We start from the raw sequence: 15803 nt of genomic DNA, 5'->3' as shown, positions 1-15803 counted from the left end.
CGCTGTCCCTTGTCCACACCCGTATTCCTGCGGAGGCAGGAATCCAGGGCCAAGCAGACCAACGACTGGCGGTGCTTGGGCCCTGTGCTCCTGCCTTCGCAGGAGCACGGTCAGGGGTTTCGTAGAGGCCTCGCCTGCGCGGGGATGCGGTTGGCTACGGAGGCCGTCAGGCGCCGGCGTTGGTGAGGCGCTCGAGCTGGTCCTTGCTGAGGTCCAGGTCCCAGGAGCCGGTCAGTTCCTCGACCTGCTCGACGCTGGTCGCGCTGGCGATGGGGGCGGTGACGCCGGGCTGGGCGGCGAGCCAGGCGAGCGCGATCTGGGCGAGGGTGGCGCCGGTCTCCGCGGCGACCGCGTCCATCGCCGCCAGCACCGCGGTGCCCTTGCCCTCCAGCAGTTCGGCCATGCCGCCGCCGCGCACGCTCTTCGACAGGTCGTCGCGGCTGCGATACTTGCCGGTAAGGAAGCCCGAGGCGAGGCCGTAGTAGGGCGTCACCGCGATGTTGTGCTCGATGCAGAGGTTCTGAAGCTCGCCCTCGAAGCGGTGGCGGCTGACGAGGTTGTATTCGGGCTGGAACACGTGGATCAGCGGCAGCGCCTCGCGCACGGCGATGTCGATCGCCGACTTCAGCCGCATCGCGTGGAAGTTGGACGCGCCGAGGACGCGCACCTTGCCGGCCTCGACCAGCCGGGCAAAGGCGGCGAGATAGTCCTCCTGGGGAACCGCCTCGTCGTCCTGGTGGGCGAAATAGACGTCGATGCGATCGGTGCCGAGCCGCTGGAGCGAGGCTTCGACCGCGGCCGCGATCCGCGCCGGGGCGAGCTTTTCCCCGCCTTCGCCCGGCAACATCCCGACCTTGGTCGCGAGCAGCACCTGGTCGCGCTTGCCGGTGGCGCGCAGCCACTCGCCGATCACCGTCTCGGACTCGCCGCCCTGGTGGCCGTCCACCCAGGCGGAATAGACGTCGGCGGTGTCGATCATCCGGCCGCCGCGCTCCACAAAGGCGTCGAGGACGCGGAAGCTCGTGTCCTTGTCGGCGGTCCAGCCGAAGACGTTGCCGCCCAGCACCAGCGGCGGGGTTTCGAGGTCGGTGGCGCCGAGGGGGCGAGGGGTCATGGCCTGTCCATCTGATTGTCGGCGGCGAGCGCCGCGGCGCTCACGCTGTTGGGGCCGAGCATCTCGGCCGCGTCGTTGAGGGCGCGCGCCTCGTCCGGGCGGATCGCGCCGGGTGCCGCGTCCTCCGGCCCGCCGCAGCCGGCGAGCGCCAGCGGGGCGAGCAGGAGGACGAGGAACCGCATCCCGTCAGTGCTGGAGGTCGTTGCCGGCGTGCTCCAGATGCTCGCCGGTCTCGCGCGTGCCGCGGTCGATCGCACGACCCGCATCGTCGGCAGCGTTGCCGATCGCGGCGCCGGCGCGGTCGATGCCGTTCTCCGCCGCGTCGAAGGCGCGGTCGCTGGCGGCCGCCACGTCGTCGACGGCTTCGCCCATCGTGGCGTTGGCGTCTGCCGCGATGGAATCGGCTGCCTGGCTGGTCTCGTTCTGCGCCTTGTCGCTGCAGGCGGAGAGTGCGAACGCGGCGGCGGCGATCGGAAGCAGAATGGCCTTCTTCATCGGGGGTTCCTCTTTCCTTGACCCTGAAATCATCCGCGGCGCGAACGCACCGGGGGCAGGGTTGTTTCCCTGCCGCAACGGGCACGCGCAAGCCGTGGCGCGGCGTTGACCCCATATAAAGAAATCTTTATATCACCGGGCATGGCTCCCGCCCTCGACATCTTTCGCGCGCTTGCGGACGCGACCCGGCTGCGCATCGTGGCGCTGCTGCGCTCGATGGAGCTGTCGGTGGGCGAGCTGGCGCAGGTGCTGGGGCAGAGCCAGCCGCGCGTGTCGCGGCACGTGAAGATCCTGGTCGATGCAGGTCTCGCCGAGCGGCGCAAGGAAGGCAGCTGGGTGTTCGTGGCGCTGGGCGAGGAGGCGCGGATCGCGCCGGTGCTCGCCGCGATCGACGCCTGGACGGGCGAGGGTGATCCCTGGACGCTGGCCGACACGGCGCGGCTCGCGGCGGTGCGTGCGGATCGGGCGCAGGCGGCGGCCGCCTGGTTCGAGGCGCATGCCGGCGAATGGGACGCGATCCGATCGCTGCACGTGGCCGAGAGCGAGGTCGAGGCAGCGTGCGCGCGGGCGCTGGGCGCGCAGCCGATCGGCACGCTGGTGGATATCGGTACGGGTACCGGCCGGATGCTGGAGCTGTTCGCGCCCCAGGCGGCGCATGCGCTGGGTGTCGACCGCAGTTCGGAAATGCTGCGGCTGGCGCGTGCCAAGCTTTCCGAGCGCGGGCTCGACAAGGCGGAGCTGCGCCAGGCCGATTTCTACCGGCTGCCGCTGTCGGACCAGGATGCGGACGCCGCGATCCTGCACCATGTGCTGCATTTCGCGCAGCACCCCGGCGCGGTGATCGCCGAAGCCGCGCGCGTGCTGGCGAGCGGGGGGCGGCTGCTGATCGTCGATTTCGCGCCGCACGAGCGCGAGGACCTGCGCACGCGCGATGCGCATGCGCGACTTGGATTTTCGGACGAGCAGATGCTCGGCTGGTTCGCCGCGGCCGGGCTCGCGCCCGTGCAGACGGAGACGCTGGAAGGCGGCGAATTGACGGTGAAGCTGTGGCTGGCGCGCAAGGTTGGCGCCACCCGGGTGGAGAAGCAGGCGGCATGACGATTTCGGTGAACCAGCTCGAGGAGGCGCGCCGCGCGCTCGATGCGCCGCTGTTCGCGGACATGGCGGGCGATGCTGCGGTGTCGTTCGAATTCTTCCCGCCCAAGTCGGCGAAGATGGAAGAGACGCTGTGGGACGCGGTGCGCACGCTGGAGCCGCTCAGCCCGCGCTTCGTCTCCGTCACCTATGGCGCGGGCGGATCGACGCGCGAGCGCACCCATGCGACCGTCGCGCGAATCCAGCGCGAGACCAGCCTGGCGGCTGCTGCGCACCTGACCTGCGTCGAGGCGAGCCGCGACGAGATCGACCAGGTGGCCGAGGAATATTGGGCCGCGGGCGTGCGCCACATCGTGGCACTTCGCGGCGATCCGCCGGTGGCGGGCCAGAAGTTCCAGGCGCATGCGCAAGGCTATGCCAATGCGGCCGAGCTGGTCGCGGGCCTCAAGAAGCTGCACCCGTTCGAGATCTCGGTCGCCGCCTATCCCGAGTGCCATCCGGATTCGGGCACGAAGGTGGAGGACCTGGACAATCTGAAGCGCAAGCTGGATGCGGGCGCGACGCGGGCGATCACCCAGTTCTTCTTCACGCCCGAGGCGTTCTTCCGCTTCCGCGACGCGGCGACGGCGGCGGGCATCTCGGCCGAGATCGTGCCGGGAATCCTGCCGGTTTCCAACGTTGCCCAGACGCGCAAGTTCGCGGGTATGTGCGGGGCGGCGATCCCGGACTGGATGGACCGGCTGTTCGAGGGGCTGGACGACCATCCCGCCTCGCGCCAGCTGGTGGCGGCGACGATCGCGGCGGAGATGTGCCGCCGGCTCTATGCCGGCGACGTGCGCCACTTCCACTTCTACACGCTCAACCGCGCCGAGCTGAGCTATGCGATCTGCCACCTGCTCGGGCTGCGGCCGAACAAGGCGGCGGGCGCGGTGGCGGCGTAAGGCGCTTCGCCGCTTCGCACGGCATGCCGAACGTGTTTCGGCATCATCGTGCAGCGGGCGGCGGCGACACGTGCGGATTGATGGGCCCCGAACCAAGTTCCGGGCGACGAGAGAAGGTTGAAGGCATGACTCCCCGCGAAACCCTGCTGGCCGAGGCCGCCAAGCGCGTGCTGATCACCGACGGCGCGTTCGGGACCGAGATCCAGAACTGGAAGCTGTCGGAAGCCGATTATGCCGGCACCCTCGGCCTCAGCCATGACCAGAAGGGCAACAACGACATCCTGGCGCTGACCAAGCCCGAGGTGCCGGAGTCGATCCACCGCGCCTATTTCGAGGCCGGGGCGGACATCGCCGAGACCAATACCTTCTCCGCCAACCGCATCAGCCAGGCCGATTACGGTGCCGAGCATCTGGTGCGCGAGATCAATGTCGAGAGCGCGAAGCTCGCCCGGCGCATCGCCGACGAGTTCCAGGCCAGGGATGGCCGCCCCCGCTTCGTCGCCGGCGCGATCGGGCCGACCAACAAGACGCTGTCGCTGAGCCCCGACGTCAACGACCCCGGCTTCCGCGAGATCGACTTCGATTACCTGAAGGACGTGTACCGCGAGCAGATCGACGCGCTGGTCGAGGGCGGCGCGGACTTCGTGCTGATCGAGACGGTGTTCGATACGCTGAACGCCAAGGCCGGGATCATGGCCGCGATCGAGGCGGGCAACGCGCTTGGCCGCGACCTGCCGATCATGCTGTCGATGACACTCACGGACCTTTCGGGACGCAACCTGTCGGGGCATACGGTCGAGGCGTTCTGGCATGCGGTGCGCCATGCACGGCCGCTGACCATCGGGCTCAACTGCTCGTTTGGGGCGGAGCAGCTGCGGCCGCATGTGAAGACGCTTTCGGGCATCTGCGACACGCTGATCATGGTCTATCCCAACGCCGGGCTGCCGAACGAGCTCGGCGCCTATGACGAGGCGCCGGAGACGACCGCGGGGCTGGTGCGCGACTGGGCGGAGAACCGCCAGGTCAACGTGCTGGGCGGTTGCTGCGGATCGACCCCGGCGCATATCCAGGCGATTGCCGAGGCGGTGCGCGAACTGCCGCCGCGCAAGATCCCGACGCCGGAAGTGCGGACGCGGCTTGCCGGGCTCGAGCCGTTCACCATGGCGGCTTAACGCAATCCTCCCCGGAACGGGGAGGGGGACCGCGCCCGAGGGGCGTGGTGGAGGGGGCTCTCCGCAAGCGAGTTCCCTGCGGTAACCCCCCTCCACCATGCTTCGCATGGTCCCCCTCCCCGTGCCGGGGAGGATCAAGAAGAAGACAGATGAACGCCACCGTCTCCTCCACCAGCTTCGTCAACATCGGCGAGCGTACCAACGTCACCGGCTCGGCGCGCTTCAAGAAGCTGATCATGAACGGCGACTATGCCGCCGCGATCGAGGTCGCGCTCCAGCAGGTGGAGGCGGGCGCGCAGGTGCTGGACGTCAACATGGACGAGGGGCTGCTCGACGCGCACCACGCCATGACGACCTTCCTGAAGCTGATCCAGGCCGAGCCAGACATTGCCCGCATCCCGGTGATGGTCGACAGCTCGAAGTGGGACGTGATCGAGGCGGGGCTGAAGTGCGTGTCCGGCAAGCCGATCGTCAACTCGATCAGCATGAAGGAAGGCGAGGAGATCTTCCTCGAACACGCCCGCAAGTGCATGGCCTACGGCGCCGCCGTGGTGGTGATGGCGTTCGACGAGGTCGGCCAGGCCGACACCAAGGACCGCAAGGTCGAGATCTGCGAGCGCGCCTACAAGCTGCTCGTCGGCATCGGCTTTCCCCCTGAGGACATCATCTTCGACCCCAATGTGTTCGCGGTGGCGACGGGGATCGAGGAGCACAACAACTACGGCGTCGACTTCATCGAGGCGTGCCGCGAGATCAAGGCGCGCTGCCCACACGTCCATATCTCGGGCGGCCTGTCGAACCTGAGCTTCTCGTTCCGCGGCAACGAGCCGGTGCGCAAGGCAATGCACTCGGTGTTCCTCTACCACGCGATCCCCGCGGGCATGGACATGGCGATCGTCAACGCCGGCCAGCTCGAGGTCTATGACCAGATCGAGCCGGAGCTGCGCACGGCCTGCGAGGACGTGATCCTCAACCGCGATTCGGATGCGGGCGAGCGGCTGGTGGCGCTTGCCGAGCGCTTCCGCGGCACCGACGCGGTGGCGGAGAAGCAGGCGGCGGAGTGGCGCAGCTGGGGGGTCGCCAAGCGGCTGGAACATGCCTTGGTCAAGGGCATCGACGCGCATGTCGTCGACGATACCGAAGAGGCGCGCCAGCTGTTCGCGCGGCCGATCGAGGTGATCGAAGGCCCGTTGATGGACGGCATGAACGTGGTCGGCGACCTGTTCGGATCGGGCAAGATGTTCCTGCCGCAGGTGGTGAAGTCCGCGCGCGTGATGAAGAAGGCGGTGGCCCACCTGCTGCCGTTCATCGAGGCCGCCAAGGAGCCCGGCTCCAAGGGTAAGGGCAAGGTCGTGATGGCGACCGTGAAGGGCGACGTCCACGACATCGGCAAGAACATCGTCGGCGTCGTGCTCCAGTGCAACGGCTTCGAGGTGGTCGACCTGGGCGTAATGGTGCCGTGGTCGAAGATCCTGGAGGCGGCGAACGAGAACGACGCCGACATGATCGGCCTGTCGGGCCTCATCACGCCGTCGCTCGACGAGATGGTGACCGTCGCCGAGGAGATGAAGCGCGCCAAGATGGTGATGCCGCTGCTGATCGGTGGCGCGACCACGTCGAAGGTGCACACGGCGCTACGCATCGCGCCCGCCTATGATGGGCCGGTGGTGCACGTGCTCGACGCCAGCCGTGCGGTGGGCGTGGCGACGACGCTGGTGAGCGACACCCAGCGCGACGACTATGTGACCAAGGTCGCCGAGGATTATGCCGCCGTCCGTGCCGCGCGCGAGGGCAAGGGGCAGAGCGCGCTGCTGCCGATCGCCGACGCCCGCGCCGCCGGCTTCGTCGCCGACTTCACGCAGAAGCCGGCGGCTCCTGCGCAGCCCGGCATTCACCAGTTCGACGACTGGGACCTGACCGATCTGCGCGGCTACATCGACTGGACGCCGTTCTTCCGCGCCTGGGAACTGGCCGGCAACTTCCCGGCGATCCTCGACGACGAGATCGTGGGGGAGAGCGCGCGCGGGCTGTACGAAGACGCGCAGAAGATGCTCGACACCATCATCGCCGAGAAGTGGCTGACGGCGCGCGGCGTGGCAGGGCTGTGGCCGTGCCACCGCGACGGCGATGACATCGTGGTGCGCACCCGTCATAGCGATGACCAGGTGAGCCCGGACGGCGCGCACTTCCCGGCCGCCCTGCACACGCCGGACCTCGACCCGAGCAACGAGACGAGCGTGCGCCTGCCGATGCTGCGCCAGCAGATCGCCAAGCGCGAGGGGCGGGCGAACATGTGCCTCGCCGACTTCATCGATCCGGCCGGCGACTGGTTCGGCGGCTTCGCGGTCGGCATCCACGGCATCGACCCGCACATCGCCCGCTTCAAGGCGGCGCATGACGATTACAACGACATCCTGCTGAAGGCGCTGGCGGATCGCCTGGCCGAGGCGTTCGCGGAGCGGCTGCACCAGCATGTCCGCACGACCCTGTGGGGCTATGCGCCCGACGAGCAGCTGACCAACGAGGCGCTGGTGCGCGAGCAGTATCGCGGCATCCGCCCGGCGCCGGGCTATCCGGCCTGCCCGGAGCATAGCCTGAAGCCGATGCTGTTCGACATGCTGGGCGCGGGCGAGCGCGCCGGGCTGGTGCTGACCGAGAGTTTCGCGATGTTGCCGACGGCGGCGGTGTCGGGCTTCTACTTCGGCCACCCGGACAGCCAGTATTTCGGCGTGGCGCGGATCGGGCGGGACCAGCTGGAGGACTATGCCCGGCGCCGCGGGGTGAGCGTGGAGCAGGCGGAACGCTGGCTGCGGCCGAATTTGGACTGAGGCGGTCCGCCTGCACAGCCGCAGGCGTGCGCGTCCGTGGCTTTGGACTCTCGCGTGCGCGTGATTTGCGCGAAACAGCGGCCGCCGTTCTTTGGTCACACCCGTATTCCTGCGCAGGCAGGAATCCAGGGCCAGGCAGACCAACGACTTACGGTGCTTGGAACCCTGGGCTCCTGCCTTCGCAGGAGCACGGTCCGCGGTTTCGCAGAGGTCTCGCCTCCGCGGGAGTACGGCCTAGGCCGGCTGCAACACCGCCGCGCGCTTGCGCTCCAGCGCAACCGAGACCGCCCAGATCGGCAGGCCGGCGAGCGCCAGCACGGCGCCGATCGCGCCGGTCGATTCCCAGCCCCAGCCGGCGGCGATCGCCATGCCGCCCACCCATGGTCCGATCGCGTTGGCGAGGTTGAGCGCGGAGTGGTTGAGGGCTGCGGCCAGGCTCTGCGCTTCGCCCGCCACGTCCATCAGCCGGGTCTGGAGCACGGTCCCGAGCGCACCGCCGAGGCCGATCAGGAACACGCAGGGGACGATCGTCCACAGCGACGCAGCGGCAAAGGTGTAGAGCGCCAGCATCGCGGCGCTCTACAGCAGCGTGAAGGCCACCGTCGGCATCAGCGCGCGATCGGCGAAGCGCGGCACGATCAAATTGCCCGCGGTCATGCCGGTGCCGAACACCGCCAGTACAACCGGCACGGTCGCCGCGGAGACGCGCGTCACCTCCAGCAGCGTGGAGGCGACATAGGTGTAGACGCAGAACATGCCGCCGAACCCGACCGCGCCGATGCCGAGCGTCAGCCACACTTGCGGGCGGGCAAGCGCACGCAGTTCGGCAAGCGGGCTCGCGGTGCGGTCCGCCTTGTCACGCGGCGCAAGCGCCACCAGCAGCGCCACGGTGCCGAGCGCCAGCACCGCGACCACGCCGAAGCCCCAGCGCCAGCCGACCGTCTGCCCGAGCGCATTGGCCGCCGGCACGCCCAGGATGGTGGCGACCGTCAGCCCCAGCATTACGCGGCCGACCGCCTGGGTGCGCTTCTCCACCGGTACCAGCGAGGCTGCGACCAGCGAGGCGGCGCCGAAATAGGCGCCGTGCGGCAGGCCGCTCAGGAAGCGGAAGACGAGCATCCAGCCATAGGTGGGCGCCAGTGCGCTCAGCCCGTTGAACAGCGCGAACGAGCCCATGAGCGCGATCAGCAGCGCGAAGCGCGACAGCCGCGCGCCGAGCACGGCGACGAGCGGCGCGCCGACCACCACGCCCAGCGCATAGGCGCTGATGACATGCCCGGCGACCGGCTCGGTGATGCCGAGGCCGGGGGCGAACAGCGGCACCAGGCTCATGGCCGCGAATTCGGTCGTGCCGATCGCAAAGCCGCCGGTGGCGAGGGCGAGATGCACCAGCGCGACACCGCGCGTGGAAGCAGGAGGAGAGGAAGCCATTGTCGGGCAGATGGGTGATGCTGCACTGCAGCGCAAGCGCAGCCGCCGCAACGCTGCTTTGCGTAAATGCAAGCAAGCGGGGCGGGCTGCCCTCGACGCCCGCCGGCCCAGGCGCTAGGCCGCGTCGCGTGACCGATGCCCCTCTTCGCCTGCGGCTCGATGGCGCCGCGCTCGTCCACAATTGGCAGGCGCTTGCCGAGCGCAGCGGCCCGGCGGCCTGCGGCGCCGCGGTCAAGGCGGACGGCTATGGCCTGGGCGCGCGCGAGGTGGTGCGCCGGCTGAGCGAAGCCGGGTGCCGCGACTTCTTTGTCGCCACCTGGGCAGAGGCGGAGGCGATCGCCGACCTCGCTCCCGCGGTGTCGGTGCTGCACGGCCTGCGCGAGGAGGATCTCGCCGGGGCACGCCGCTGGCCGCATGTGCGCCCGGTGCTCAACACGGAGCGCCAGATCGCGCGCTGGCGCGACAGCGGTGGCGGTGCGTGCGACGTGATGGTCGACACCGGCATGAACCGGCTGGGCGTGCGCTGGGACGCGCCGGACGCGGTGTTCGAGGGCCTGGAGATCGAGACGCTCGTCAGCCACCTCGCCTGCGCGGACGAAGACCACCCGATGAATGCGGAGCAGCGCGCGCGCTTCGCCGCGATCGCGGCGCGGGTGTCGGCCAGGCGCTATAGCCTTGCCAACAGCGCGGGCATTTTCCTGGGCAGCGACTACCGCTTCGACCTGACCCGGCCGGGCCTGGCGCTCTATGGCGGCATACCGTGCCCGGCGGCCGAGGGCGTGATCCGGCAGGTGGTGTATCCGGAGGCGCAGGTGCTCCAGCGCCGCCGCATGGGGGCCGGCGAGGCGGCGGGCTACAACGCGACCTATGTGGCGCCGGCCGACCAGGAACTGGCGGTGCTCAACATCGGCTATGCCGACGGATACGGCCGCGGGTTCTCGGACGCGGGGACGGTGTTCGCCGGCGACATCGCCTGCCCGGTGCGCGGGCGGGTGTCGATGGACCTGCTGATCGTCGATGTGTCGGCCGCCGACGTCGCGGAGGGCGACTGGCTGACGATCGACTATGCGCTGGAGCGCGCCGCGGCGGCATCCGGCCGGTCGCAATATGAACTGCTGACCGGGATGGGGAAGCGGTACGCGCGCGAGTGGCTATAGCGGGACTTCGGGGCCGCGCCACGGATCGAAGGAACGCGCCCTGATCCAGCGGGTCGCCAGCCATTTGGCTCCCGCTCGGACCGGCAGGCCAGCGTGTTTGGTACGGACGTCGGGTCGTCCGTCCTCGGTAACGTTGTCGAAGACCAGCGCATCGCCTCCACGGGGCGCCACGGTCAGGCCGATCGAGGGAAACTGGGTCTCCCCTCCTGCGAAACCGCCGTTGAGATAGACCAGCACCGTTTTTACACGCTGGTTACGCGTGTGCGGTAGCGTGTCGAGATGCAGGCGATACTGCTGGCCCGGCCGATATCGAAGGATCGTTAGCGCCTCGCCCTGTGCGACGTCGGTCTGACTGATGGCCGCGATCCGCAGATTGATGGCTCGGATGACCGGATCCTCCCGCGTCGGCCCGATCAGGGCGCCATCGGACGTCCGGATCGGGTGCGGCATCTGGCGGCCGCTCGCAGGGTCAACGACGAGCGAGGGTTCCAGAAGCGGCGCGCTTGTCGCCGCGATGTGCGCGCATTCGGCCTCCGTAAGGAAGTCCCGAAAGAGGGTCACCCTGGGGCTGGCGGAAAGCACTTCTGCTTTCGGAAGCGCTTTCGGCACACCGAACGCGTCCAGGCGCATTGCGGTCAGAAGCTGCGCCTGGTGCGCGGCCGCTGCGTCGATACTGGAGAGCTTCTGCAGGAGCATGCATCCGGTGCTCCAATCGGCCTGCGCGCCGCTCCCGGTGACGGTGAGCGCGATCTCCATGTGCGCGGCCTCGACATGCCCCGCTTCGCGCGCCTTGCGGAGAAGCTGGTGCGCCCTGGGAAGATCGCGGGGAAGGATCTCCCCGATCAGGTGCCACAGCGCGAGCCGAAACAGCGCCTCCTTGTCACCGCTGGCGGCGGCACGTTCCGTCGCGGCGATCGCCTCTACCGTGCGGCCCTTCTCGAGCAACATGTCGACGTGCGCAGGATGCGGTTCGCCCTTCGTCATCATCCATGAATAGCAAAGGAGCCGGTAGTTTCCTACCGGCTCCCCCGCATTCAACAATGTGACAAGATCAGAACCTTGCCGACACGCCCGCGTAGAAATAGCGGCCGCGGTTGTTGTAGATGCCGCTGCCTTCGGCAGTGCCGGTCGCATAGAGCGGCGGCAGGCGATCGGTGAAGTTGTCGACGCCGAAGTAGAACATGGATTCCTCGGTTACGTTGAGGCCGAGGCGAACGTCCATGTAAACCACGTCCGGATAGTTGACTACGGTCGCATAGTCCTCGTTCTGCGGGGGTCGACCCTGCAGCGAGTTCGTGTCCTCGTACGCGCCGAACGTCATCTTGCCCAGATAGCGTGCCTGATAGTTCACGAAGAACTTATCAAAGGTGAAATCCAGGTCGAAGTTGAACGCATCCTTCGGATAGCCCAACTCGCTCAGCAGGCGGTTCGCGCGACCCGGATCGGTGGGATCCAGGAACTCGCTGTTCTCAAGCTGGTGCGTCCAGACGAACTTCGCCCCGACCGAGTTGTTCTCGCCGAACCGGGTGCGATACGCGATCTCGGTATCGATGCCGCGGACCTGCAGAGCCGCATAGTTCAGCAGGGTCGCCTGGAGCGTGCCTTCCAGGATCTGGAACGGGATTTCCCCGTTCGGACCGCCGTCAGGACCCGCGCGCTGGATCAGGCCGCAGAACTGGTTGTCCAGATCCGATGCGTCGTAGCAGGCATTCGCGATCTGCTGCGCCGACGGCGACGTGATCACGTCGTTGACCTTGATGTTGTAGTAGTCGACCGACAGCGAAAGGCCTCGCGCGAAGGTCGGCTGGACCACGACACCATAGGTGTAGCTGTCGGAGGTCTCTTCCTTAAGGTTGGGGTTGCCGCCGCTCAGGAAGTCCAGCGAGGACTGGTAGACATAGTCATAGTTGGCGGGACGTCCTGCTGCGGCGCAGTTCGCTGCACGGTTCTCGGAACCGGTCGCGATGTTGCGGGCGGAGCAGGGATCGACGAAGCCCGGGGCGAAATTCTGGCCGATGGACGAGTAGAGTTCCGTCAGGTTCGGAGCACGCACCGAGCGCGAGTAGTTTGCGCGGAAACGCACATCGTCAACGGGCGACCATTCGCCGCCGACGCTGTACGCGAACACCGTTCCGGCCGATCCGCGGCTGTAATCGCTGACGCGGCCCGATGCGGAGATCGTCAGGTCGCGAACCAGCGGCAGGTCCCGCAGAAGCGGCAGGCGAAGCTCGCCATAGGCTTCCTTCACCTCATAGTCGGGGAAGTCATAGGGCGTGAGCGCGTTGTAGAAGGTGTAGCCCGCCTGGACGAGAGGATCCGCACGGAAGCTCGCGGTTTCGCGGCGGTATTCGGCACCGACGGCGAAGCCGACCGGGCCACCTGGCAGTTCGAACCACTGGCTGGAGTCACCCGAAAGGAACGCAGAACCGACGAACTGCGTGATCTTACCCACCGAGGTGGTGTCGCTCACCATGTAGTCGCGCGCCGCCTGGGAGATGTTGCCAGCGCCGAACGGGTTAAGCGGCTGGCAAGCCGCGATGTCCGCCGCCAAAACGTCGGGGTTGCCACCGAAGTCGTCGTACGCGCGGGTCGGGTCGAGCTGCGAGCCGCAGACGATGTTCCCGGTTGCCGGATCACGAACCGCATCCGCGGCCAGCAGGAAGCGCTGGGTGTTCAGGTTGCCGAGAACCCGCGTGCGCTCCTTGAACTCGCCGTAGTTGGCCGAGACTTCATAGTTCCAGTCATCGTTGAAGGTGCCGCGGAAACCGCCGACGAAGCGATAGGTCTCGCGCCGCGACTCCTCGGTGCGGTTGCCGAGATCCATCAAGTTGCGACGAACCGCGAAGCGGAACGAGCCGTCGGCGATGGCTGCGCGTTCTGCATCCGTGAGCGGCGCGCGCGTGTACGGGTTGGTACCGCCGAGCAGAAGCTGTTCCGTCACCGTGGCCCGTGCCGAGGCCGACAGATACGGATTGTCGAGGCGTGGGCGCTCGTAGAAGCCGTCGATCGTGTTGCCCTGGTAGAAAGCGGGGCCGCTGGTGCCCGTGCCGACCACGTTGGTGCGGACGTACTTGGCTTCGATAAAGGGGATGAACGCATCCGAAACGTCGAAGTGACCGATTAGGTTGGCTGCATAACGATCGAGCTGCGGCAGCAACTGGACCAGCTTGCCTTCCCGCAGGGTTTCGCCGTTGCCGCCAACGAACGAACCATTCGGTGCCAGGCCCGCGCGTGCGCCCGTCTGAGGAACAAGGCTGCCATCGGGCTGGAAGAAATAGGAGCAGGTATAGCCCACGCCCAACGGATCGGTTCCGCAACGATTGTTGCCACCCGGACCGAACAGGATCAGGCCACCACTCGAGACGGCAGTCGAACGCACGTCGCGATAGAGAATGCGATCGGGAATGCCGTCGCTGCCATTGATCGAACCGGCAGGATCGGTGTCCACGGTCAGGAACGAGTTGACCGTGCGATAGGACTTGCGATCCGAGGCGTAGAAGTCGTTCTGACGCGCATATTCGAGGTTGACGGCGATGTTGCCGCGACCTTCGGCGAAGTTCTTGCCGGCAACCAGGCTGGCCGAATAGGCGCCGGCGTCCCCATGCTCGCTGATGCCGCCCTGGGCGCGGAGGCCGAGGCCCTCATAGTCGTTCTTGAGGACAAAGTTGACGACGCCCGCGATCGCGTCGGAACCGTAGATCGCCGAGTTGCCGCCGGTGACCGTGTCGACGCGATCGATCAGGTCCGACGGAATCGTGTTGACGTCCACCGAGGTGGCGTTGCTGAGAATGTCGCTTCCGACGTGGCGGCGTCCGTTCACCAGGGTCAGCGTGCGCACCGTACCGAGGCCACGCAGGTCGAGGAGGCTCAGGCCGGCCGTGCCCAGGAAGCGGGTCGAGTTCGACTGGCTGAAGGTGCTGTTCAGCGCCGGCAGGTCGTTCAGCGTGTCGCCGATCGAGACCTGGCCCGTCTGACGCAGCTCTTCAGCGGTCACGCTCAGGATCGGGGTAACCGACTGCAGGTTCGGCGAGGCGATGCGCGAGCCGGTGACGATGATCGACTGCGGTTCGGCAGGAGCCTCTTCCTGAGTGCTCTCGCTCGGACCGGCGATGCCAGCCGGGTTCTCCGACGCGTCCTGCGCCCACGCAATCCCCGGCACCGCAACGCTCAGCGACGCAAGCGCGGTTGCGGAGAGTAATCTGCAGATGTTCATTTACATGCCCCATGGTCTCTAGCTGAAGTGCCAGATTGGGGAAAGCAGAGGGAACACCGGCCGCTTTGGCAAGGCTTGCCTGTCTGTACGGGCGATTAACGGCGCGCTGTGTGTCGCACCGGCAACATTCTTGTAACAAAAGATTGTTGCCGGTGAGAATCGTGATATTTACGCCAAGCGACTACGGCCGCTCGACGCACATCGCGATGCCCATGCCGCCGCCGATGCACAGGGTGGCGAGTCCCTTCTTCGCGTCACGATCCTGCATCGCGTAGAGCAACGTGGTGAGCACGCGCGCGCCCGAGGCGCCGATCGGGTGGCCGATCGCGATGGCGCCGCCGTTGACGTTCACCTTGTCCGCGTCCCAGCCCATGTCCTTGCCGACCGCGAGCGCCTGGGCGGCGAAGGCCTCGTTCGCCTCGATCAGGTCGAGATCCTCGACGGTCCAGCCGGCCTTTTCGAGCGCGCGGCGCGATGCGGGGACGGGGCCGATGCCCATGATCGACGGGTCGACGCCGGCCGAGGCCCAGCTGCGAATCGTCGCAAGCGGGGTGATGCCGCGGCGCTTCGCCTCGTCGGCCGACATCACCACCAGCGCCGCGGCGCCGTCGTTGATGCCGCTGGCGTTGCCGGCGGTGACGGTGCCGTCCTTCTTGAACGCCGGGCGCAGGCCGGAGACCGCGTCGAGGGTGGCGCCGGCGCGGATATATTCGTCGTCGACGACGATGGTGTCGCCCTTGCGGCCCTTCACCGTGACGGGGGCGATCTCGTCCTTGAAGCGGCCTTCGCTGCGTGCCTGTTCGGCCAGGTTCTGCGAGCGCACGGCGAACGCGTCCTGGTCCTGGCGGCTGACCTCGTACTGCGCGGCCAGGTTCTCGGCGGTGATACCCATGTGATAGCCGTTGAAGACGTCGGTCAGGCCGTCCTTGATCATGGTGTCGACGAGCGCGACGTCGCCCATCTTGGAGCCGGCACGCAGCGCCTGCGCGTGGGCGGACAGCGACATGCTCTCCTGGCCACCCGCCACCACGATCGAGGCGTCGCCGGTCAGGATCGCCTGATAGGCGAGCGCAACGGTGCGCAGGCCCGAGCCGCAGACCTGGTTCACGCCCCAGGCGGGCACTTCCTTGGGGATGCCAGCCGCCATCGACGCCTGGCGCGCGGGGTTCTGCCCCTGCGCGGCGGTGAGCACCTGGCCCAGGATCACCTCCGACACGTCCTCCGGCGCAACGCCGGCCTGCGCGAGTGCGGCCTCGATCGCCTGGCGGCCGAGTTCGTGGGCGGGGGTGGTGGCGAACGCGCCCAGGAAGCTGCCGACCGGGGTTCGCTTGGCGGCGGCGATCACGATCTCGGTCAT

At 67.9% G+C, this 15803-nt stretch carries 11 protein-coding genes and 1 pseudogene; 5 read left to right on the top strand and 7 right to left on the bottom strand.

What is annotated here, in order from left to right; all coding sequences use genetic code 11:
- Positions 1-166 precede the first annotated feature (166 nt).
- Genes VPH46_RS13155 through VPH46_RS13145 form a run of 3 tightly spaced genes read right to left on the bottom strand, consistent with a single transcriptional unit; the run spans position 167 to position 1609 of the window.
- Positions 167-1114: an aldo/keto reductase gene (locus VPH46_RS13155; RefSeq protein ID WP_416611883.1), complete on the bottom strand. Its 948-nt coding sequence runs from the start codon at positions 1112-1114 to the stop codon at positions 167-169.
- Positions 1111-1296 (bottom strand): hypothetical protein, encoded by a 186-nt coding sequence (locus VPH46_RS13150; protein ID WP_416611881.1) that lies wholly within the window; start codon positions 1294-1296, stop codon positions 1111-1113. The genes VPH46_RS13155 and VPH46_RS13150 overlap by 4 nt, the downstream gene beginning before the upstream one ends.
- A gap of 4 nt (positions 1297-1300) precedes the next feature.
- Complete coding sequence (locus VPH46_RS13145; protein ID WP_206432228.1) at positions 1301-1609, bottom strand: hypothetical protein; 309 nt, start codon at positions 1607-1609, stop codon at positions 1301-1303.
- Between the two features lie 141 nt (positions 1610-1750).
- On the opposite strand from VPH46_RS13145, the gene VPH46_RS13140 reads away from it, so the two are divergent.
- The 4 genes from VPH46_RS13140 to metH all read left to right on the top strand — a co-directional run bounded on the left by VPH46_RS13140 (position 1751) and on the right by metH (position 7645).
- A complete protein-coding gene (locus VPH46_RS13140; RefSeq protein WP_416611879.1) occupies positions 1751-2707 on the top strand; it encodes an ArsR/SmtB family transcription factor in 957 nt (318 codons plus the stop codon).
- Positions 2704-3645 (top strand): methylenetetrahydrofolate reductase [NAD(P)H], encoded by a 942-nt coding sequence (gene metF, locus VPH46_RS13135; protein WP_416611877.1) that lies wholly within the window; start codon positions 2704-2706, stop codon positions 3643-3645. Before VPH46_RS13140 ends, metF begins: the two co-directional genes overlap by 4 nt.
- A gap of 125 nt (positions 3646-3770) precedes the next feature.
- Positions 3771-4817: a homocysteine S-methyltransferase family protein gene (locus VPH46_RS13130; RefSeq protein WP_416611875.1), complete on the top strand. Its 1047-nt coding sequence runs from the start codon at positions 3771-3773 to the stop codon at positions 4815-4817.
- A 149-nt stretch (positions 4818-4966) separates the two neighbouring features.
- A complete protein-coding gene (gene metH, locus VPH46_RS13125; protein WP_416611873.1) occupies positions 4967-7645 on the top strand; it encodes a methionine synthase in 2679 nt (892 codons plus the stop codon).
- A gap of 234 nt (positions 7646-7879) precedes the next feature.
- Here metH and VPH46_RS13120 read toward each other — a convergent pair.
- Positions 7880-9076, bottom strand: a pseudogene (locus VPH46_RS13120) (MFS transporter).
- Between the two features lie 128 nt (positions 9077-9204).
- Between VPH46_RS13120 and alr the strand changes: the two are divergent.
- Positions 9205-10233 (top strand): alanine racemase, encoded by a 1029-nt coding sequence (gene alr, locus VPH46_RS13115; protein ID WP_416611871.1) that lies wholly within the window; start codon positions 9205-9207, stop codon positions 10231-10233.
- Here alr and VPH46_RS13110 read toward each other — a convergent pair.
- The 3 genes from VPH46_RS13110 to VPH46_RS13100 form a co-directional block, all read right to left on the bottom strand.
- Positions 10228-11220: a 2OG-Fe(II) oxygenase gene (locus tag VPH46_RS13110; protein WP_416611869.1), complete on the bottom strand. Its 993-nt coding sequence runs from the start codon at positions 11218-11220 to the stop codon at positions 10228-10230. The two genes, alr and VPH46_RS13110, sit on opposite strands and share 6 nt — an antisense overlap.
- A 64-nt stretch (positions 11221-11284) precedes the next feature.
- Positions 11285-14446: a TonB-dependent receptor domain-containing protein gene (locus VPH46_RS13105; protein ID WP_416611867.1), complete on the bottom strand. Its 3162-nt coding sequence runs from the start codon at positions 14444-14446 to the stop codon at positions 11285-11287.
- A 181-nt stretch (positions 14447-14627) separates the two neighbouring features.
- A complete protein-coding gene (locus VPH46_RS13100; RefSeq protein ID WP_416611865.1) occupies positions 14628-15803 on the bottom strand; it encodes an acetyl-CoA C-acetyltransferase in 1176 nt (391 codons plus the stop codon).

This window comes from Sphingomonas sp. MJ1 (PH-R8) (genome assembly GCF_048058635.1).
In the GTDB taxonomy this organism is placed as follows: domain Bacteria; phylum Pseudomonadota; class Alphaproteobacteria; order Sphingomonadales; family Sphingomonadaceae; genus Sphingomonas.
This window is presented reverse-complemented; position numbering and strand designations above follow the sequence as displayed.